This window comes from Salmonella sp. 32010601201800023SM (genome assembly GCF_017572235.1).
In the GTDB taxonomy this organism is placed as follows: domain Bacteria; phylum Pseudomonadota; class Gammaproteobacteria; order Enterobacterales; family Enterobacteriaceae; genus Salmonella; species Salmonella enterica.
Genome location: NZ_JAGEQS010000005.1, coordinates 136,311 through 157,854, shown reverse-complemented (window position 1 = coordinate 157,854; position 21,544 = coordinate 136,311). Strand labels below are relative to the sequence as shown.

The 21,544-nt window shown below is 54.7% G+C and carries 19 protein-coding genes; 13 read left to right on the top strand and 6 right to left on the bottom strand.

Features of this window, described 5'->3' with window-relative positions; all coding sequences use genetic code 11:
* Positions 1–95: 95 nt before the first annotated feature.
* Positions 96–1,346 carry a valine--pyruvate transaminase gene (gene avtA, locus J4617_RS16050; RefSeq protein WP_000144384.1) on the top strand — a complete coding sequence of 417 codons (1,251 nt, stop codon included), beginning with the start codon at positions 96–98 and terminating at the stop codon, positions 1,344–1,346.
* 36 nt (positions 1,347–1,382) lie between these two features.
* Here the strand turns inward: avtA and J4617_RS16045 are convergent, their stop codons facing one another.
* Positions 1,383–1,856, bottom strand: a complete 474-nt coding sequence (locus tag J4617_RS16045) for a 4Fe-4S dicluster domain-containing protein (protein WP_017466039.1) — start codon at positions 1,854–1,856, stop codon at positions 1,383–1,385.
* A gap of 116 nt (positions 1,857–1,972) precedes the next feature.
* A complete protein-coding gene (gene yiaJ, locus J4617_RS16040) occupies positions 1,973–2,773 on the bottom strand; it encodes an IclR family transcriptional regulator YiaJ (RefSeq protein ID WP_000081341.1) in 801 nt (266 codons plus the stop codon).
* 229 nt (positions 2,774–3,002) lie between these two features.
* Here yiaJ and yiaK point away from each other — a divergent pair, with 229 nt between their 5' ends.
* From yiaK to araD, 10 genes are all read left to right on the top strand, one after another.
* Positions 3,003–4,001, top strand: a complete 999-nt coding sequence (gene yiaK, locus J4617_RS16035; RefSeq protein WP_000869012.1) for a 3-dehydro-L-gulonate 2-dehydrogenase — start codon at positions 3,003–3,005, stop codon at positions 3,999–4,001.
* Positions 4,002–4,012: 11 nt separating this feature from the next.
* Positions 4,013–4,477, top strand: coding sequence for a YhcH/YjgK/YiaL family protein (locus J4617_RS16030; RefSeq protein ID WP_000576102.1), 465 nt, complete (start codon positions 4,013–4,015; stop codon positions 4,475–4,477).
* Between the two features lie 23 nt (positions 4,478–4,500).
* Positions 4,501–5,442 carry a DUF4862 family protein gene (locus J4617_RS16025; RefSeq protein ID WP_017466038.1) on the top strand — a complete coding sequence of 314 codons (942 nt, stop codon included), beginning with the start codon at positions 4,501–4,503 and terminating at the stop codon, positions 5,440–5,442.
* Between the two features lie 128 nt (positions 5,443–5,570).
* Positions 5,571–6,044 (top strand): 2,3-diketo-L-gulonate TRAP transporter small permease YiaM, encoded by a 474-nt coding sequence (gene yiaM, locus J4617_RS16020; RefSeq protein WP_000832316.1) that lies wholly within the window; start codon positions 5,571–5,573, stop codon positions 6,042–6,044.
* A gap of 2 nt (positions 6,045–6,046) precedes the next feature.
* Positions 6,047–7,324 (top strand): 2,3-diketo-L-gulonate TRAP transporter large permease YiaN, encoded by a 1,278-nt coding sequence (gene yiaN, locus J4617_RS16015; protein WP_000301822.1) that lies wholly within the window; start codon positions 6,047–6,049, stop codon positions 7,322–7,324.
* A gap of 11 nt (positions 7,325–7,335) precedes the next feature.
* On the top strand, positions 7,336–8,322 hold the full coding sequence (gene yiaO / locus J4617_RS16010) for a 2,3-diketo-L-gulonate TRAP transporter substrate-binding protein YiaO (RefSeq protein ID WP_000766337.1): 987 nt from the start codon (positions 7,336–7,338) through the stop codon (positions 8,320–8,322).
* A 3-nt stretch (positions 8,323–8,325) separates the two neighbouring features.
* A complete protein-coding gene (locus J4617_RS16005) occupies positions 8,326–9,822 on the top strand; it encodes an FGGY-family carbohydrate kinase (protein WP_017466037.1) in 1,497 nt (498 codons plus the stop codon).
* A complete protein-coding gene (gene ulaD / locus J4617_RS16000) occupies positions 9,819–10,481 on the top strand; it encodes a 3-keto-L-gulonate-6-phosphate decarboxylase UlaD (protein WP_000089539.1) in 663 nt (220 codons plus the stop codon). Before J4617_RS16005 ends, ulaD begins: the two co-directional genes overlap by 4 nt.
* Positions 10,474–11,334: an L-ribulose-5-phosphate 3-epimerase gene (locus tag J4617_RS15995; protein WP_001244035.1), complete on the top strand. Its 861-nt coding sequence runs from the start codon at positions 10,474–10,476 to the stop codon at positions 11,332–11,334. Before ulaD ends, J4617_RS15995 begins: the two co-directional genes overlap by 8 nt.
* Positions 11,328–12,023, top strand: a complete 696-nt coding sequence (gene araD, locus J4617_RS15990; RefSeq protein ID WP_017466036.1) for an L-ribulose-5-phosphate 4-epimerase — start codon at positions 11,328–11,330, stop codon at positions 12,021–12,023. The genes J4617_RS15995 and araD overlap by 7 nt, the downstream gene beginning before the upstream one ends.
* Before the next feature lie 160 nt (positions 12,024–12,183).
* Here araD and J4617_RS15985 read toward each other — a convergent pair whose 3' ends face one another.
* Positions 12,184–12,999 (bottom strand): helix-turn-helix domain-containing protein, encoded by an 816-nt coding sequence (locus J4617_RS15985; RefSeq protein WP_017466035.1) that lies wholly within the window; start codon positions 12,997–12,999, stop codon positions 12,184–12,186.
* Positions 13,000–13,262: 263 nt separating this feature from the next.
* On the opposite strand from J4617_RS15985, the gene J4617_RS15980 reads away from it, so the two are divergent.
* A complete protein-coding gene (locus J4617_RS15980; protein WP_017466034.1) occupies positions 13,263–15,218 on the top strand; it encodes a glycoside hydrolase family 127 protein in 1,956 nt (651 codons plus the stop codon).
* 173 nt (positions 15,219–15,391) lie between these two features.
* Here J4617_RS15980 and aldB read toward each other — a convergent pair whose 3' ends face one another.
* Positions 15,392–16,930, bottom strand: coding sequence for an aldehyde dehydrogenase AldB (gene aldB / locus J4617_RS15975; protein ID WP_000183994.1), 1,539 nt, complete (start codon positions 16,928–16,930; stop codon positions 15,392–15,394).
* 168 nt (positions 16,931–17,098) lie between these two features.
* Between aldB and J4617_RS15970 the strand changes: the two genes are divergently transcribed.
* Positions 17,099–17,980, top strand: a complete 882-nt coding sequence (locus J4617_RS15970) for an ROK family protein (RefSeq protein ID WP_001620942.1) — start codon at positions 17,099–17,101, stop codon at positions 17,978–17,980.
* A gap of 248 nt (positions 17,981–18,228) precedes the next feature.
* Here the strand turns inward: J4617_RS15970 and selB are convergent, their stop codons facing one another.
* Positions 18,229–20,079 (bottom strand): selenocysteine-specific translation elongation factor, encoded by a 1,851-nt coding sequence (gene selB, locus J4617_RS15965; protein WP_017466033.1) that lies wholly within the window; start codon positions 20,077–20,079, stop codon positions 18,229–18,231.
* Positions 20,076–21,467, bottom strand: a complete 1,392-nt coding sequence (gene selA / locus J4617_RS15960) for an L-seryl-tRNA(Sec) selenium transferase (RefSeq protein ID WP_000200187.1) — start codon at positions 21,465–21,467, stop codon at positions 20,076–20,078. The genes selB and selA overlap by 4 nt, the downstream gene beginning before the upstream one ends.
* Positions 21,468–21,544 lie beyond the last annotated feature (77 nt).

The window sequence follows — 21,544 nt, the reverse complement described above, 5'->3', positions numbered from 1 at the left end:
AAACATCAACACCACCGCCTGACCCCCATTTGCGCCCCGCCATTTGTAGCGTTATGGTTATCCACTTTGACAGACAGTTCGATAGATCACCCGTTATGACATTTTCACTTTTCGGCGATAAATTTACCCGCCATTCAGGCATTACCCGCCTGATGGAGGATCTCAACGACGGCTTACGCACGCCAGGCGCCATCATGCTTGGCGGCGGTAACCCGGCACACATCCCTGCAATGCAGGATTATTTCCAGACGCTACTGACAGAGATGGTAGAAAGCGGCAAAGCCGCTGATGCGCTTTGTAATTATGACGGTCCCCAGGGAAAAACGGCGCTACTGAATGCACTGGCCGTACTGCTACGTGAAACGCTGGGATGGGATATCGAACCACAGAATATTGCGCTGACAAATGGCAGTCAGAGCGCGTTTTTCTACTTATTTAATCTCTTCGCCGGACGTCGCGCCGACGGCAGTACGAAAAAGGTACTATTCCCGCTTGCGCCGGAATACATCGGCTATGCAGATTCCGGTCTGGAAGACGACCTCTTCGTTTCGGCGCGCCCAAATATTGAACTGCTGCCGGAAGGCCAGTTTAAGTATCACGTCGATTTTGAGCATCTGCACATCGGCGAAGAAACGGGGATGATTTGCGTCTCGCGCCCGACCAACCCAACCGGTAACGTTATCACCGACGAAGAGCTGATGAAGCTGGACAGACTGGCGAATCAGCACAACATCCCACTGGTGATTGATAACGCTTACGGTGTACCGTTTCCGGGCATTATCTTTAGCGAGGCGCGCCCGCTGTGGAACCCCAATATTATCCTATGCATGAGCCTCTCGAAGTTGGGGCTGCCCGGTTCCCGCTGCGGGATTATCATCGCCAATGATAAGACGATTACCGCCATTGCCAACATGAACGGCATTATCAGCCTTGCGCCCGGCGGCATGGGTCCGGCGATGATGTGTGAAATGATTAAGCGTAACGATCTGCTGCGGCTGTCGGAAACGGTTATCAAACCTTTCTACTATCAGCGCGTTCAACAGACGATCGCGATCATTCGTCGCTATTTATCCGAAGAACGCTGCCTGATTCATAAACCGGAAGGCGCAATATTTTTGTGGCTGTGGTTTAAAGATCTGCCGATTACCACCGAGCTACTCTATCAACGCTTGAAAGCGCGCGGCGTGCTGATGGTGCCAGGCCACTATTTCTTTCCCGGGCTGGATAAACCCTGGCCGCACACACACCAGTGTATGCGGATGAACTACGTGCCTGAACCGGACAAAATCGAGGCGGGCGTAAAAATTCTGGCAGAAGAGATAGAACGCGCCTGGCGTGAAGGCTGACGGTTATTCCGGCCATCATGCAGGCCGGAACGACATTCAGAAAGGTTGAGAATAGAGGCGCTGGCGCTGCACGTGTGCTGCGTCAACGCACTGTAACGCACTGGTCGGGCAGGCTTCCACGCACGCCGGCCCCGCTTCCCGATGCCAGCAAAGATCGCATTTAATCGCCTGCGCGCCTGACGCGGACGTCACCACGGTCATCGCACCAAACGGGCAAGCCAGCATACAGCTTTTACAACCAATGCAGCGCGATGGCGTCACGAAGATATGCCCCCGATCACGGCGAATCGCCTGTACCGGGCAGACATTCGCGCACGGCGCGTCCTCACACTGATGGCAGACCGTGGCCGTGGTGAAGCTATCCTCTTTTATCACCCGGATACGCGGCACAAAGTCCGCCGTCGTCACCGCCGCGCTATTCTGCTGTTCCTGGTGCGACACCACGCAGGCGACCTCGCAGGTACGACACCCGATACACGCCGACGCATCCGCCATAATAAACCGGTTCATTGTTCTCCCCCTGCGTTAAAACGCCAGAATGCCAGAGAGCCATTCCCCGCCGCTTTGATCCCACTACGCAAACGGACAAATTTTGTCAGATGCCTGATAAAACCTGGCGAGCTGTCTTATTCGCGAACGGTAAATCCCAGCTCATTAGAGATAGCCTGTGCGGTTTCACGCAACGGTTTGAGCAGATTTTTCTCGCCGATCTGTTTTAGCCGTGACGTCGACAGTGAAATAGAAATGGCGTAAGGCACTCGATGGTGAATATCAAACACAGGCACAGCAATACAGGAAACGCCCAGTTCATTTTCTTCGCGATCCATCGCCATGCTGGTTTCACGAATTTGCGCCAGCTCATCGTACATTGCTGGTAAATCGGTAATGGTATTACGAGTCAGCGGCTGGATCTGTTCTTTATGGCTTTCCCAGTAAGACGCCACATAATCCGGCTGACCAAACGCCATATAAATTTTCCCCATCGCCGAGCAGTACAGCGGCATATGCTGGCCAATGTAGGCACGCGTGCGCAGCATACCGGTGGTCGGTTCCAGCTTATAAATCAGGATAGCGTGGTCATCTTCACGGCTGGAAAAATTCACCGTCTCGCCGGTGGTCAGGTTGAGCGCCTCAAGGTGCGGTGCCGCAACGTGGATGATATTCAGCGATGACAGGGCTTTTTGGCCGACGGCAATAAACTTTGTCGTCAGACGGTAGCTCCCGGCCGCCGGCGCTGGCGTCACATATCCGCAGGATTGAAGCCCCTGCAACAAACGATGGACGGTACTCTTGTTCAGCCCCGCCAGCTCCGACAGGTGCGCCAGCGGGCAACCGTTCGGGTAGTTACTCAAAATTTCTATCAACATCAGGCCACGAAACAGGCTCTGACTCCCCGCAGGCTTCTCTTTATCGTTGTTCTGGCTCATCAGAAAACTCTCTCCTTTCTTGGGCGATCAGATGGTAGCTCAAAGTGTGTTGCAGTTCACGATATCAGCATAAAAAACATAACCCGATGATTTTAATCATTTTTAAAAACCTTCTCTGGCGTTGCCATGTCAATTTTTGATCTATATATTTGGAACTAGATTTCGCATTATGAAATTTATCGACAAAAAAACATACTAAAATTTCTAACAATCGACCAGGAGAACAGGGATGAAAGTAACTTTCGAAGAGTTAAAAGGGGCCTTCTACCGCGTCTTGCGGTCGCGGAATATTGCGGAAGATACCGCCGACGAGTGCGCGGAAATGTTCGCTCGCACCACCGAGTCCGGTGTCTATTCCCACGGCGTGAACCGCTTTCCTCGCTTCATCCAGCAACTGGATAACGGCGACATTATTCCTGATGCTAAACCGCAGCGGGTTACCAGCCTCGGCGCCATCGAACAGTGGGATGCTCAGCGCGCTATCGGCAACCTGACGGCGAAAAAGATGATGGACCGGGCCATCGAGCTGGCTTCCGATCATGGTATTGGCCTGGTGGCGTTACGTAATGCTAACCACTGGATGCGCGGCGGCAGCTACGGCTGGCAGGCGGCGGAAAAAGGCTATATCGGCATTTGCTGGACCAACTCCATCGCCGTCATGCCGCCGTGGGGGGCGAAAGAGTGCCGTATCGGTACCAATCCGCTGATCGTCGCCATCCCGTCTACGCCGATCACGATGGTGGATATGTCGATGTCGATGTTCTCCTACGGAATGTTAGAAGTTAACCGTCTGGCGGGCCGCGAACTGCCGGTGGATGGCGGTTTCGACGATAACGGTCAGTTGACCAAAGAACCGGGCGTTATCGAGAAAAATCGCCGCATTTTACCAATGGGTTACTGGAAAGGATCTGGTCTGTCGATTGTGCTGGACATGATTGCCACCCTGCTTTCTAACGGTTCTTCCGTTGCCGAAGTGACCCAGGAAAACAGCGATGAGTATGGCGTCTCACAGATTTTCATCGCCATAGAAGTGGATAAGCTGATCGATGGCGCAACCCGCGATGCCAAACTGCAGCGGATTATGGATTTCATCACCACTGCTGAACGCGCCGACGACAACGTCGCGATTCGGCTGCCCGGCCACGAATTTACCAAATTGCTGGATGACAACCGCCGTCACGGTATCACCATTGACGACAGCGTCTGGGCCAAAATTCAGGCGCTGTAAGGAGCCACATCATGATTTTTGGACATATTGCGCAGCCTAATCCGTGCCGGCTACCGTCGGCCATAGAGCAGGCGCTCGATTTCCTGCGCAATACGGACTTTCGCACGCTGGAACCTGGCGTAGTGGAAATCGACGGCAAAAATATCTTCGCGCAGATTATCGATATGACCACCCGCGATGCTGCTGAAAATCGTCCGGAAGTCCATCGCCGCTATCTGGATATTCAGTTTCTGGCATGGGGCGAAGAGACAATTGGGGTTGCCATTGATACCGGTAATAATCAAATCAGCGAGTCATTATTAGAACAGCGCGATATTATTTTTTATCACGACAGTGAACATGAATCATTCATTGAAATGATACCGGGAAGTTATGCCCTGTTTTTCCCGCAGGATGTTCATCGTCCCGGTTGTAATAAAAGCATTGCTACGCCGATACGGAAAATAGTCGTAAAAGTCGCCATAGACGTTTTATAAAATAGAGTTTACTGGAGCACAAAATGAAAAATAATACCGGTTATATTATCGGTGCGTACCCTTGTGCACCCTCATTTCACCAGAAGAGTGAAGAGAAAGAGACGGAATTCTGGCGGCAACTCTCTGATACTCCGGATATCCGGGGGCTGGAGCAGCCTTGTCTTGAACATCTTCACCCGCTCGGCGACGAGTGGTTATTGCGCCATACACCAGGGAACTGGCAAATCGTGGTCACCGCGATAATGGAAACCATGCGCCGCCGTAGCGAAAACGGCGGTTTTGGATTAGCGTCCAGTGACGAGGAACAGCGTAAAGCCTGCGTGGAATACTACCGTCATCTTTATCAGAAGATAAATAAACTCAATGCGAAAACCCCCGGCAAAGTCATAGCCCTTGAGCTTCATGCCGCCCCGCTGGGGGGCAATCCGAACGTGGCGCAGGCAACCGACGCCTTTGCGCGCTCATTAAAAGAGATTGCCAACTGGGACTGGTCCTGCGACCTGGTGCTTGAACACTGCGACGCGATGACCGGCCCCGCACCGCGCAAAGGATTCTTACCGTTAGTAAACGTACTGGAAACTATTGCCGACTATGACATAAGCGTCTGCATTAACTGGGCGCGCTCGGCTATTGAAGGGCGGGATACCTCTCTACCGCTGATCCATACGCAGCAGGCCAAACAGGCTGGAAAACTCGGGGCGCTGATGTTCTCCGGTACAACGCTGGATGGAGAATACGGCGAATGGCAGGACCTCCATGCTCCGTTTGCACCTTTCTGTCCACAAAGCCTGATGACGGAGAAACATGTTAAAGAACTCATTACCGCCGCCGCTCCCGATCTGTTGCAGTTTACCGGTATTAAATTGTTGGAAATCAATGCCAGCGCCGATATTAATCACCGCATCAATATATTACGCGATGGTATTAACATGATGAAAAGGCCACACGCCGCTAACCTGAATTAAACATCATCACCTTAATTCTCGGCCTGCAACTCAACGTTGCGCCGACCTAATATAAACCAAACATAAGAAATTAAGTTCCACTATTCAGCATCGAAAGAAATAAGTTTCTATAACCTGATGGAGTCGTTATGAAGCGGGTACTTGAGGGCATACTTGCGGTATTAATTGCCGTACTTTCCTGCATTGTATTTATTAACGTTATTTTACGTTACGGTTTTGAGAGCAGTATTTTGTCGGTAGATGAACTATCACGTTATCTATTTGTATGGCTGACGTTTATTGGCGCCATTGTTGCATTTATGGATAACGCTCACGTTCAGGTCACTTTTGTGGTGGAAAAACTTTCGCCAGCGAATCAGCGTCGACTCTCGCTGCTGACACATTCGCTGATTTTATTGTTATGCCTCGCATTAGGCTGGGGCAGCCTGCAAAAAGCGTTGCAGGACTGGAGCGATCACTCGCCAATCCTCGGTTTACCGATCGGCCTGATGTATATCGCCTGTCTGCCCACAAGCGTTGCCATCGCGTTAATCGAGCTGCGTCGGCTTTATCACTTAATAACGCGTAACGATTCCTTTCAACAACCACAGCAAGGAGCCTAATCATGGCCGTGGTGATATTTCTCTGCTGCCTGCTCGGCGGGATCGCGATAGGTTTACCCATCGCCTGGTCGCTGCTGCTTTGCGGCGCTGCTCTGATGGCATACCTGGATATGTTTGACGTGCAGATTATGGCGCAAACCCTGGTTAACGGCGCGGACAGTTTCTCCCTGCTGGCTATTCCCTTTTTTGTTTTGGCCGGTGAAATCATGAACGCGGGCGGCCTGTCAAAGCGAATTGTCGACCTGCCGATGAAGCTGGTCGGCCATAAACCCGGCGGCCTGGGCTACGTGGGCGTTATTGCGGCAATGATTATGGCCAGCCTTTCCGGCTCTGCGGTAGCAGATACCGCTGCGGTCGCCGCGCTGCTGGTGCCGATGATGCGCTCCGCAAACTACCCGATCAACCGCTCCGTTGGGTTAATCGCTTCCGGCGGGATCATTGCGCCAATTATTCCACCCTCGATTCCTTTTATTATCTTCGGCGTTTCCAGCGGCTTGTCGATCAGCAAGCTGTTTATGGCCGGGATCGCACCGGGCATCATGATGGGCGCGGCGCTTATGCTCACCTGGTGGTGGCAGGCCGGGCGATTAAATCTCCCTTCTCAGCCTAAAGCAACACCGCGTGAAATCTGGCAATCATTGGTTTCAGGTATCTGGGCGCTGTTTTTACCGGTGATTATTATCGGCGGCTTCCGTTCCGGACTTTTCACGCCAACGGAGGCAGGGGCGGTTGCCGCCTTTTACGCCCTCTTTGTCGCCGTGGTTATCTATCGGGAATTAACGTTTTCCAGTCTCTACCACGTGCTGGTCAATGCCGCCAAAACGACGTCAGTCGTCATGTTTCTGGTGGCCGCGGCCCAGGTATCCGCCTGGCTGATTACGATCGCGGAATTACCCATGATGGTGTCAGATTTGCTGCAGCCGCTGGTCGACTCTCCGCGACTCTTATTTATCGTCATTATGATCTCAATTATGGTCGTCGGTATGGTGATGGATTTAACGCCAACGGTGTTAATTCTTACCCCTGTATTATTGCCATTAGTTAAAGAAGCCAATATTGATCCGATTTATTTCGGCGTCATGTTCATTATTAACTGCTCTATTGGATTAATCACACCGCCCGTTGGCAACGTCCTCAACGTTATTTCCGGGGTAGCAAAATTGAAATTTGATGACGCGGTAAGAGGTGTATTCCCTTACGTTGTCGTACTGATGTCGCTGCTGGTTTTATTTATTTTTATTCCCGAGCTAATTATCACACCGCTTAAATGGATTAATTAAAGGATAATATTATGAAATTACACGTTATTGCTCGTTCATTATTGATAGCTGGTCTGACGGTTTTCAGCGTGTCGTCTCTGGCGGCGCAATCTTTACGTTTTGGTTATGAAACACCGCAAACTGACTCCCAACATATTGCCGCGAAAAAATTTAACGAATTATTAAAAGAAAAAACTAACGGCGAATTAACGCTAAAACTCTTTCCTGACAGCACATTAGGTAACGCCCAGGCAATGATCAGCGGGGTGCGCGGCGGAACTATTGATATGGAAATGTCCGGTTCGAACAATTTCACCGGCCTGGCCCCTGTATTCAACTTACTTGATGTCCCCTTCCTGTTTCGCGATACCGCGCATGCGCATAAAACGCTCGACGGCAAAGTCGGCGATGAACTGAAAAAATCACTCGATTCAAAAGGGTTAAAAGTCCTCGCCTACTGGGAAAACGGCTGGCGCGACGTCACCAACTCCCGCGCGCCGGTAAAAACGCCGGGCGATTTGAAAGGCTTAAAAATCCGCACTAACAACAGCCCAATGAATATCGCGGCCTTTAAAATCTTCGGCGCGAACCCTATTCCGATGCCGTTCTCCGAAGTCTATACCGGCCTCGAAACCCGTACGATTGATGCCCAGGAACACCCTATCAACGTCGTGTGGTCAGCGAAATTCTATGAGGTACAGAAATACCTCTCCCTCACTCATCACGCCTATTCGCCTCTGCTGCTGGTGATCAATAAAGCCAAATTCGACGCTTTAAGCCCGCAGTTCCAGGAGGCACTGCTGAGTTCCGCCAAAGAAGCGGGTGACTATCAGCGCAAACTGGTCGCCGAAGATCAGCAAAAAATTATCGATGGCATGAAAGAAGCCGGAGTTGAAGTCCTGACCGATATCGACCGTAAAGCCTTCAGCGATGCGCTGGGCAGCCAGGTGCGCGATATGTTCCTGAAAGACAACCCGCAGGGCGCCGATCTCCTGAAAGCCGTGGACGAGGTGCAATAAGTCATGAGCAACTACTGGCTGGGGTTAGATTGTGGTGGGAGTTGGCTAAAAGCCGGATTGTACGATGGCGCAGGCCGGGAAGTAGCTGTGCAACGCCTGCCGCTGCATGCTTTAAGCCCGCAGCCGGGCTGGGTTGAACGCGATATGACCGAGCTGTGGCAACAGTGCGCCTCGGTCATCAGCAAACTGCTGGCGCACGCGGGGGTGAGCGGCTCACAAATCCGCGGTCTGGGTATTTCCGCTCAGGGTAAGGGCCTGTTCCTGTTAGATAAAAGCGATCGGCCATTAGGTAAAGCGATACTCTCTTCCGACCGTCGCGCCATGGAAATTGTCCAGCGCTGGCAAAAAGAAGCGGTTCCGCAAAAACTCTACCCGCTGACCCGACAAACTCTATGGACCGGGCATCCGGTCTCCCTTTTACGCTGGGTAAAAGAGAATGAGCCGCAGCGCTACGCGCAGATAGGCTGCGTAATGATGACGCATGACTATCTGCGCTGGTGCTTAACCGGCGTTAAAGGCTGTGAGGAGAGCAACATCTCCGAGTCCAACCTCTACAACATGACCACAGGCCGGTACGACTCACGTCTGACCGAATGGCTGGGCATCAGTGAAATCGATAGCACGCTGCCCCCCGTGATGGGTTCAGCCGAAATATGCGGGGAGATCACCGCTCAGGCAGCCGCCATCACCGGTCTGGCGGTGGGCACCCCCGTCGTCGGCGGCCTGTTTGATGTGGTTTCCACCGCCCTTTGCGCCGGTATTGAGGATGAATCAACGCTCAATGCGGTGATGGGTACCTGGGCCGTCACCAGCGGCATCGCTCACGGCCTGCGCGACCATGAGGCCCACCCTTACGTCTATGGCCGCTACGTCAATGACGGGCAGTATATCGTTCACGAAGCCAGCCCGACCTCCTCCGGCAACCTTGAATGGTTTACCGCCCAGTGGGGCGACCTCTCTTTTGACGAGATCAATCAGGCGGTCGCCAGCCTGCCGAAAGCCGGTAGCGACCTTTTTTTTCTGCCGTTTCTCTACGGCAGCAATGCCGGACTGGAGATGACCTGCGGTTTTTACGGCATGCAGGCGCTGCACACCCGCGCGCACCTGCTGCAGGCGATTTATGAAGGCGTGGTCTTCAGCCATATGACCCACCTCAACCGCATGCGTGAACGTTTTACCGACGTTTGCGCCCTGCGCGTTACCGGCGGCCCGGCCCACTCCGACGTCTGGATGCAGATGCTGGCGGACGTCAGCGGTTTACGCATTGAGCTGCCGCAGGTGGAGGAGACCGGCTGCTTCGGCGCGGCGCTGGCGGCCCGCGTCGGCACCGGCGTATATCGCGATTTCCGCGAGGCCCAACGCGACCTGCAGCACCCGGTGCGCACGCTACTGCCGGACATGACCGCACACGCCCTCTACCAGCGCAAATACCGCCAATACCAGGATTTGATTGAAGCACTACAGGGCTATCACGCCCGTATTAAGGAGCACGCATTATGAGCCGACCATTACTGCAACTGGCGCTCGACCACACCAGTCTGGAAGCAGCCCAACGCGATGTCGCCCTGCTACAGGATCATGTCGATATCGTTGAGGCCGGAACCATCCTTTGTTTAACCGAAGGCCTTAGCGCGGTGAAAGCCCTGCGAGCGCAGTGCCCGGAAAAAATCATCGTCGCCGACTGGAAAGTGGCCGATGCCGGTGAAACCCTGGCGCAGCAGGCTTTTAGCGCTGGCGCTAACTGGATGACTATCATCTGTGCCGCGCCGCTCGCGACCGTCGAGAAAGGCCATGCCGTCGCGCAATCCTGCGGCGGTGAAATTCAAATGGAACTATTCGGCAACTGGACGCTGGACGACGCCCGAGACTGGTATCGCGTCGGGGTTCGCCAGGCGATTTACCACCGCGGACGCGATGCGCAGGCCAGCGGGCAGCAGTGGGGCGAAGCGGATCTGGCGCGTATGAAGGCGTTGTCCGACATCGGCCTTGAGCTGTCAATTACCGGCGGCATTACCCCAGCGGATCTGCCGCTGTTCCGCGACATTAACGTCAAGGCATTTATCGCCGGACGCGCGCTGGCAGGTGCCGCCCATCCGGCGCAGGTCGCCGCCGAATTCCACGCCCAAATTGACGCCATTTGGGGAGAAAAGCATGCGTAATCATCCATTAGGTATTTACGAGAAAGCACTGGCGAAAGATCTCAGTTGGCCAGAGCGGCTGGTGCTGGCAAAAAGCTGCGGTTTTGATTTTGTTGAGATGTCGGTGGATGAAACCGACGAACGTCTCTCACGCCTGGAGTGGACCTCGGCCCAACGCGCTTCGCTGGTGAACGCGATGCTGGAAAGCGGCGTCGCCATCCCGTCGATGTGCCTCTCCGCCCATCGTCGCTTCCCTTTTGGCAGCCGCGACGAAGCGGTACGCCAGCGGGCGCGTGAAATCATGACCAAAGCCATTCGCCTGGCGCGCGATCTCGGTATCCGCACCATCCAGTTGGCAGGTTACGACGTCTATTACGAAGAGCACGACGAAGGCACCCAGCAACGTTTCGCCGAAGGGCTGGCGTGGGCGGTGGAACAGGCCGCAGCGGCGCAGGTAATGCTGGCGGTGGAGATCATGGATACCGCGTTTATGAACTCCATCAGCAAGTGGAAAAAGTGGGACGAGATGCTTTCGTCACCGTGGTTCACCGTTTATCCAGACGTCGGCAACCTCAGCGCCTGGGGGAACGACGTGACCGCCGAGCTGAAGCTGGGTATTGACCGTATCGCCGCTATCCACCTGAAAGACACGCTGCCGGTGACCGGTGACAGCCCCGGCCAGTTCCGCGACGTGCCGTTTGGCGAAGGATGCGTTGATTTTGTCGGCATCTTCAAAACGCTGCATGAGCTGAATTATCGCGGTTCATTTCTGATTGAGATGTGGACAGAGAAAGCCAGCGAGCCGGTGCTGGAAATTATCCAGGCCCGCCGCTGGATTGAATCACGGATGCAGGAAGGAGGTTTCACATGTTAGAGCAACTGAAAGCCGAGGTGCTGGCGGCCAACCTGGCCCTCCCGGCGCACGGGCTGGTCACCTTTACCTGGGGCAACGTCAGCGCGGTCGATGAGACGCACAAGCTGATGGTCATTAAGCCTTCCGGCGTCGAATATGAGGTGATGACCGCCGACGATATGGTGGTGGTAGAGATCGCCAGCGGTAAGGTCGTTGAAGGCAACAAAAAACCGTCGTCCGATACCGCGACCCATTTGGCGCTCTATCGCCGCTATCCGCAGATCGGCGGGATCGTTCATACCCATTCCCGCCATGCGACGATCTGGTCGCAGGCCGGGCTCGATCTGCCCGCCTGGGGCACCACCCACGCCGACTATTTCTATGGCGCGATCCCCTGTACCCGACTGATGACCGTTGAGGAGATTAACGGCGAGTACGAGTATCAGACCGGCGAGGTGATTATTAAAACCTTTGAAGAGCGCGGTCTGGATCCGGCGCAAATCCCGGCGGTATTGGTTCATTCGCACGGCCCGTTTGCCTGGGGTAAAAATGCCGCCGATGCCGTCCACAACGCCGTGGTGCTTGAGGAGTGTGCCTATATGGGGCTGTTCTCGCGCCAGCTGGCCCCGCAGCTACCGGATATGCAGCCTGAACTGCTCGATAAACACTATCTGCGTAAACACGGCGCGAATGCCTATTACGGGCAGTAATGCCGGCAGCCACAGCCTGTGTCAGATGGCGGCTGCGCCTTATCCGACCTACAAGATTTGCAATATCAATACGTTGTGATGAGTTCTTGTAGGCCCGATAAGCAAAGCGCCATTGGGCATTCAGTTTGCAACCGCGTTGTCAGAGGGCCAAAGATTATACTCAAGAATTAACGTGTTCCTTACTGTAGCGCCGCTTCCAGGCGGTAGGCGTCAGGCCGGTGTGCTTGCGGAAGATCTGGCGAAAGTAACCAACGTCATTAAAACCGCACCGCTCCGCCACCTCTTTTAACGAACGCGCGTCGCTAATCAGCAACTTTTCCGCCTCGCGCACCCGCTGGCGGTGGATGGCTTCCGTTAGCGTAAGGTGAAATACCCGCCGATAAACGCGTCCCAGATAATCCACATTGCAATGCAGTTCTTTCGCCAGAACCGAGCTGGAAAGCGGCAGGTGATAGTGCGTTCGAATCAGCTGCTGCGCTTTCCAGGCCAGCGACACGCCAGCGGCCTCGGCGTTTTCATTCTGCCGGGCGTCAACGGTGAGCTGCTGCAAAATCAGCAGCACGATGAACTCCAGCGCCGGGCTGCGCTGGTGCTTTTCCTGCTCGTTCATAAACTGGCGAAAAAGCGCAATCAGCGCCTGCGGATCGGCAACCTGGGTATGCTGCGGCACGGAAAGATGCGTCAGCCAGCGCGGGTCGCTGTCCGGCGCTTTGACCTCAAAATGGAGCCAGTAAAATTTAAGATCGGCGGGAAACTCCTCAACGCCAATATGGCGGCGATGCGGCCAAAGCAACAGGCTTTCCCCGGCTTCGACACAGAAAACACATTCTTCTTCCTGAATTTTCAGGCAGCCTTTTTCCACAAATATAATTTCCCACGATTGCAGACGCCTGGCAGGATGACGCCCAATGCCGCGAGAAATAAATAATCCGCCGTTTTGGACTTTAATCGGTAATGTTATGGATAATTCGAGCATTAATATGTCATTTCCCGCTCATTCAGCACCGTATTTCATATTAGCTTTTGATTATTAACTAAAAATAGTCATTTCACTCGATCCATCTCACATTTTTAAATGCGGGTCGGAATCGTCATCTTTTTTTACTCTTTTATCGCCTTGTCGCTCACCGCTATCTGGGCAAAATGAATCAGGTCATAACGCGAAAATAAAAATTACTGCCATAAAATACCCCGTCAGCGAGGAATATCTATGACCTCTACAGCCTTAAGGAGCACGAAATGAACGTACTGGAAGTCGATCTGCATAAACTGACGGTCAGCGATCCGTTCCTCGGACAGTATCAACAACTGGTTCGCGATGTGGTTATTCCTTACCAGTGGGATGCGTTAAACGATCGTATTCCAGAGGCTGAACCCAGCCATGCCATTGAAAATTTCCGCATTGCCGCAGGCCAGCAGACGGGCGACTTTTACGGCATGGTCTTTCAGGACAGCGACGTGGCGAAATGGCTGGAAGCGGTTGCCTGGTCACTGTGCCAGAAGCCCGATCCAGCGCTTGAGAAAACCGCCGATGAGGTGATTGAACTGGTGGCCGCCGCGCAGTGTGACGATGGCTATCTCAATACGTACTTTACGGCAAAAGCCCCGCAAGAACGCTGGAGCAACCTGGCGGAGTGCCATGAGCTTTATTGCGCCGGGCATCTGATTGAAGCGGGCGTCGCCTTCTTTCAGGCCACCGGCAAGCGTCGGCTGCTAGACGTCGTTTGTCGCCTGGCCGATCATATCGACAGCACTTTCGGCCCTGGCGAAAATCAGCTGCACGGCTATCCGGGCCACCCGGAAATTGAGCTGGCGCTGATGCGTCTGTATGAGGTAACAGAGCAGCCGCGCTATATGACGCTGGCAAGCTACTTTATCGGGCAGCGCGGCGCCCAACCGCACTTCTACGACGAAGAGTACGAAAAACGCGGCCAAACCTCTTACTGGCATACCTACGGCCCGGCGTGGATGGTCAAAGACAAAGCCTACAGCCAGGCGCATCTGCCAATTTCGCAGCAGCAGACGGCCATTGGCCACGCGGTACGTTTTGTCTATCTGATGACCGGCGTGGCGCATCTCGCTCGCCTGAGCAACGATGAAGGCAAACGCCAGGACTGCCTGCGCCTGTGGAAAAATATGGCGCAGCGTCAGCTGTATATCACCGGCGGGATTGGCTCGCAGAGCAGCGGCGAATCCTTTAGCAGCGATTACGATTTACCGAATGATTCGGTCTATGCGGAAAGTTGCGCTTCAATCGGCCTGATGATGTTCGCCCGCCGGATGCTGGAAATGGAAGCCGATAGTCAGTACGCCGACGTGATGGAGCGCGCGCTGTACAACACCGTCCTCGGCGGTATGGCGCTCGATGGCAAGCATTTCTTCTACGTCAACCCGCTGGAAGTGCATCCAAGATCGTTAAAATTCAACCATATTTACGATCACGTTAAGCCCATCCGCCAGCGCTGGTTTGGCTGCGCCTGCTGCCCGCCGAACATCGCCCGCGTGCTCACCTCTCTCGGTCACTACATCTACACGCCGCGTGCGGATGCGCTGTACATCAATATGTACGTGGGTAACAGCATGGAAATACCGGTTGAAAATGGCGCGCTCAAACTGCGGATTGGCGGGAACTACCCGTGGCATGAGCAGGTGAAGATTGCCATCGACTCTGTGCAGCCGGTACATCACACGCTGGCGCTACGCCTGCCGGACTGGTGCCCTGAGGCAAAAGTGACGCTCAACGGGCTGGAAGTGGAGCAGGATATTCGCAAAGGTTATCTGCATATCCGTCGAACCTGGCAGGAGGGCGATACGATAACCCTGACGCTGCCGATGCCGGTTCGCCGCGTGTATGGCAATCCGCTGGCGCGTCACGTCGCCGGTAAGGTCGCCATTCAGCGCGGGCCGCTGGTCTATTGCCTTGAGCAGGCCGATAACGGCGAAGAACTGCATAATCTGTGGCTACCGAAAGAGAGTGAGTTCCGGGTCTTTGAGGGCAAAGGGCTTTTTGCGCATAAGATGCTGATTCAGGCCGAAGGCGAGAAGCAAAGCGCCGCGGATGCGCAGCATCAGGCGTTGTGGCATTACGACAACGCGCCATCATCGCGCCAGCCGCAGACGCTAACGTTCATTCCGTGGTTTAGCTGGGCCAACCGTGGCGAGGGCGAAATGCGGATTTGGGTTAACGAGCGGTAACACTGTGCCGGATGGCGGCTGCGCCTTATCCGGCCTACAAGATTTGCAATATCAGTATATTGCGATAAATTCTTGTAGGCCCGATAAGCGAAGCGCCATCAGACATTACCACCAGGCTAATATCAACGCTGTAGGCCCGATAAGCGCAGCGCCATCGGGCATTACCTCTTGCGTCAGAACAGCCCCAGCGGCTTATCGGAATAGCTCACCAGCAGGCACTTGGTTTGCTGGTAGTGTTCCAGCATCATCTTATGCGTTTCGCGCCCGATGCCCGACTGCTTATAACCGCCGAACGCCGCATGTGCCGGATAAGCGTGATAGCAGTTGGTCCATACGCGCCCGGCCTGAATGCCGCGCCCCATCTTATAGGCCAGATTGCCGTTACGGCTCCAGACGCCTGCGCCGAGGCCATACTGCGTATCGTTAGCGATTTCCAGCGCCTCCTCCATGGTTTTAAAGGTGGTTACCGCCAGCACCGGGCCAAAGATCTCCTCCTGAAAGACGCGCATATTGTTCTTACCAAACAGGATAGTAGGCTCAAGGTAATAGCCCTCTTTAAGTTCGCCATCCAGTTCCTTGCGTCGCCCACCGGTCAGAATATCGGCCCCCTCTTTTTTACCGATATCGATATAATTGAGGATAGTCTCAAGCTGGCCGTGGGAGACCTGCGCCCCCATCTGTGTACCGCTATCTAGCGGGTTCCCGCTGCGAATGCTCTCTACCCGGCGAATAGCGCGCTCCATAAAGCGCTCATAGATAGACTCCTGGACCAGCGCACGGCTTGGACAGGTACACACCTCGCCCTGGTTAAAGGCAAACAGGGCAAATCCCTCCAGCGCTTTATCAAAGAACGCATCTTCCTCATCCATCACGTCAGCAAAGAAGATATTTGGCGATTTACCGCCTAACTCCAGCGTCACCGGAATAATATTCTGCGTGGCGTACTGCATGATCTGTTGACCCACTTCCGTCGAACCGGTAAACGCCACCTTCGCGATACGTTTCGAGGTCGCCAGATATTCGCCGATCTCGCCGCCCGCGCCGTTCACGACGTTGACGACGCCCGGCGGTAACAGATCGCCAATGACTTCCATTAACAGCAGAACGGAAAGCGGCGTCAGGCGTGCCGGTTTAAGCACCACGCAGTTACCCGCCGCCAGCGCTGGCGCCATTTTCCAGCTTGCCATCAACAACGGAAAGTTCCACGGGATTATCTGCCCCACGACACCAAGCGGTTCGTGAAAATGGTAGGCCACGGTTTCGCTATCAACTTCGCTGATCCCGCCCTCCTGCGCACGTATACAGGAGGCGAAATAGCGGAAATGATCGATCGCCAGCGGTACGTCGGCGGCGCTGGTTTCACGAATCGGTTTACCGTTATCCCAGGTTTCCGCTGTCGCCAACAGTTCGAGGTTTTGTTCCATCCGATCGGCGATCTTAAACAAGATAGCGGCACGGTCTTGTACTGACGTATGCGCCCACTTATCTTTCGCCTTATGCGCGGCGTCGAGCGCTAAATCGATATCTTTTTTACCGGAGGAAGCGACTTCACATAGCGGCTGGCCGGTCACTGGCGTCAGGTTTTGATAATATTCGCCGTCGGCGGGCACAACCCAGTCACCACCAATAAAATTGTCATAGCGGGCTTTTAACTTCAGTGGGTACCCGTATTCACCTGGCTGAATACGTGTTGAAGGGGGATTGTTCGTCATGACCAACTCCTTATTGTAAAGGTACTCCACAAGGGTAGACGGTGCTGGTGAATTTTTCGCCAATGATTTCCCGCTTTACGACAGCAATCACGAATTACTTTCCTTTACGTTTCTCCGTCTGGTTTTAGCCATACTAAACAGGTGCCTGTTTAACGTACGGAGAACACTATGCAGCAATATATCGGTATTGATGTGGGAGGAACTCACGTCAAATATGGCGTGATTAACAGTGACGGCGAAGAATTAACCCATCATCAATTCGATACGCCAGAGGACGCCTCCACGTTTACCCGCAAATGGCAGGATGTGGTGGCGCGTTGCCAACAGGACTATGACATTGCGGCAATCGGGGTTAGTTTCCCCGGCCATATTAATCCCCATAACGGTCATGCGGCAAAAGCGGGCGCGCTGGCTTACCTGGATGACGTCAACCTGATGGAGTTGTTCAGCGGGCTAACCGATCTGCCGCTGGTCGTGGAGAACGACGCGAACTGCGCGGCGCTGGGCGAAATGTGGCGAGGCGCCGGACAGCATTATGACAATCTGGTCTGTATTACCATTGGAACCGGCATTGGCGGCGGTATTATCGTCGGACGAGAACTGTATCGCGGCGCACATTTCCATGCCGGTGAATTCGGCGTCATGCCGGTCGGGAATAATGGCGAAAGTATGCATAAAATCGCGTCAACCAGCGGATTAATAGCGTCGTGCCGCCAGGCGCTGGCGCTGCCTGCCGAAGAGATGCCGCCTGCGGATGTGATCTTCGAACGAATGGCGACCGATGTTCATCTGCGTGAGGCGGTCAATGACTGGGCGCGTTATCTGTCACGCGGCGTTTACAGCGTGATCTCTATGTTTGATCCGGGCGTGGTGCTGATCGGCGGAGGAATAAGCGAACAGGAAAAGCTCTACCCGCTCCTGACGCGGCATCTTGAAACGTTTGAAATGTGGGAGGCGCTCCAGGTGCCGATTCAGCCCTGCCAACTGGGAAATCAGGCGGGCAGGCTGGGCGCCGTCTGGCTGGCGCAGCAAAAGCTCGCCCGAAGCTAACGAGTTACGCCTTATCCGGCCTGCATCGTCTACGCAGGCCCGGTAAGCGTCCGCGCTACCGGCGCAAAAACGTTACATCGCCGCGCGATAAATTTCCACAATCTCGTCGTGAGTCGCCTGAATAAGGCGCAAAGAATATGGGTAAAATTATCCTGATAACAGGTTCGCGCTGGCTATTTTAAGAAGTCAGAAAAATAAAAAGCAACGCAATAATTGTATTGCTTCATTTCTGATTTAATTTAACCATTTCATTCTTTTTGCGGAAATAATAACGCATCACGTAATAAATGATCATTCCCACGACGTCGTGTAAATCCAATCCGGTCAAAATATTCAAGGATCTGAATGGCCAGTTTCCGCCCTACATTCAGCCTGTCGCGAAAATCCGCCGCACACGTTGATCCTCTCTCTTGATCCAGCTCGCGGATCATATTGGCGAAAGCGACAATCCGATCGTTACGATAGTACCGATCTTTTACGATCGCGGTAATGATGCCTTGCTGTGCCGCCTGCCGCAGCACCAGCCGCATCAATTGTTCTTCCGTTCCGGTCTCTTTCGCCAGATCGCGTACCCACCAGGGCTCATCGCCAAATAGCGGTTCAACTTTTTGCCAGACGGCCTGCTGCTCATCGCTAAATCCTGCTTTATGATCCGGCAGATGCAACCAACCGTGATGGCTATGAATCAGGCCGTCGTCGCGCATCCGCTCGATCAGCATCAGGACCAGCGCTTCATCCTCCATTGGCAGGGCCATGCGGCGTAAACGCTCACGTCCCGGCCCCGGTTCATCGCGGTGCTGTTCGTGGTAGGTCGCCAGCGTATCAAGAATCTTACGCTGCCAGCGGGCGGCGACGGGCGCGCTTAACAGATTGTCTCCGGCCTGGATAAAACCATGTTGCTCAATAAGCTGACGCATACCGAGAGGATTAAGCTGACGCGCCCAACCGAAATCCGGCAGGTTGACGGCGCCGCGTTCCAGATGAATGGCCAACGCCGCGCTATCGTCCTGCGCGGCGGCAAGCGTTGAAAGCCAGTGCAAATAATCTGGCTTACGTTTACCGCGACGCGGCGCCTTAAGCGTCACCACGCGTGCGCCGGCAAGGGTGGCGCGTGCGGAAATATCACGCAGCACCAGTCTGTCATTATCGGCCAGCCACAACGGCGTATCAAAGATCAGCTCGGCCAGCCCGCCTTCCAGCAAAGAGACGCGACCGGTCACATGGCTGGCGGCATGGTGAATATGTAGCGGTTGCCATTGGGAAAGCGGCGCATGAAGCGCCAGAGAAACGATCACCCGGGAAAAAGCTTCCCCCACCGGCGCATCGGAAAGCAGCCAGTCGCCGCGGTTAAGCTGCTCCTTCTCCGCATCGCCCGCAATATTGAGCGCAATACGTTGCCCGGCATACGCATGGTCAGTGGGCTGATTTTGCGCGTGTAGACTTCGTACGCGCATCGGCGTATTAACGCCGGTCAACCATAGCGTATCGCCCACGTTTACCTCTCCGCTCAGCGCCGTTCCGGTCACCACCAGTCCCGCCCCTTTCACCGTAAACGCACGGTCGATAGCCAGACGGAAACGATGCTGCGCGGCGTGCAAACCTGCAGGAAGCTGCTGTAAATGAGCGCGAAGTTCTGCAATACCGCGTCCTTCATTGGCGGCGGTGACAAATAAAACGGTATCGGCGAAGCCATAGTTGTCGAGCGCCGCCAGTACCTCTTCACGTACTTCACCGATACGCGCCTCGTCCACGCGATCGGCTTTGGTCAGCGCGACGGTGAGCTGGAGATTGCCCGTCAGTTGCAGGATCTGTAAATGCTCGCGCGTTTGCGCCATAACGCCGTCATCACAGGCGACCACCAGCAAAGCGTGATCGATACCGCCTACGCCCGCCAGCATGTTAGAGAGGAATTTTTCATGTCCAGGCACATCGATAAAGCCCAGCACACGACCATCCGGCTGCGGCCAATAGGCGTAGCCCAGATCGATAGTCATCCCGCGTTTTTTCTCTTCCGGCAGGCGATCGGCATTGACTCCGGTAATCGCCTGGAGCAACGTCGTTTTACCGTGGTCTACGTGTCCGGCAGTTGCAATAATCATTTCAGCATCATCTCCATAAACCGGCTTTCGTCTTCAAGACAGCGCATATCCAGCCATAAACGGCCATCATAAATTCGGCCAATGACCGGTACAGGCAGCATGCGCCAGCGGGCCGCCAGTGCCTCCAGCCGGCTACCGCGCCCGTCGTGCGGGGTAAAGGTCATGGCGGCGCTGGGAAGGCGGTCTACCGGTAATGAACCGCTGCCGATTTGCGACAGGCAGGGTTTAACCTCCAGCGCAAATTCATCGCCGTAACGTGCCGCCAGCCGCGCCTGTAACCGCTGCGCTTGTTCGCGAATCGACGCTTCGCTGCGGGTTAACAGACGCAGCGTGGGTAATTTCTCCGCCAACGCTTCCGGGTGCAGATACAGACGTAACGTTGCCTCCAGCGCCGCCAGCGTCATTTTATCAGCGCGCAGAGCGCGTTTCAGCGGATGGCTTTGCAGTTGGGCAATCATCGCTTTTTTGCCGACGATAATCCCGGCCTGCGGCCCGCCCAGCAACTTATCGCCGGAGAAGCTTACCAGGCTGACGCCTGCGGCAATGAGCTGCTGCGGCATCGGCTCTTTGGGTAAGCCATATTGACTTAAATCCACCAGCGAACCGCTGCCCAGATCCGCCACCACCGGAATATCCAGCTCTCGTCCGATTTCCGCCAGTTCCGCTTCCTCTACCGTTTTGGTAAAGCCCTCAATGCTGTAATTACTGGTATGCACCTTCATCAACAGCCCGGTATTTTCATTTACCGCCTGACGGTAATCTTTCGCGTGCGTCCGGTTGGTGGTGCCCACTTCATGCAGCGTACAGCCCGCCTGGCGCATAACATCCGGAATACGAAACGCGCCGCCGATTTCGACCAGCTCGCCACGCGAAACTACCACCTCTTTGCCGCTGGCGGTCGCCGCCAACATCAGCAATACCGCCGCCGCATTGTTATTGACGATACAGGCGTCCTCCGCCCCGGTGATTCGGCATAACAGCGTCGCCAGTGCCCGGTCGCGATGCCCCCGCCCGGCGCCATCCAAATCGTATTCCAGCGTCACCGGCGCGCGCATCGCCTGCGTTACCGCCTCAATCGCTTCTTGCGCCTGCAATGCGCGGCCAAGGTTGGTGTGCAGCACCGTCCCCGTCAGGTTAATCACCGGGCGCAGCGCGCTTTGCGCCGCATTTTCCAGCCGGAGTTTCGCCTCTTGCGCCCAGTCTGCGTACCAGTCGGGAAGCGTTTGCGTATTCCGGATGACGTCGCGCGCGTCGTCAAGCATCCGCCTAAGCAGATCAACCACCTGGGTATGACCATACCGATCGCGCAGAGAAAGAAAAGCGCTATCGTGCAATAAGCGATCGATAGCAGGAAGCTGGCTGTAGAGTGTACGCGTTTCGCTTGTCATGAAAATGCCTGGCTGTTGGTGGCCCTCTCCTGGCGGGAGAGGGATATCGACATAAGGGGGATTGTAACGTGAGTTTG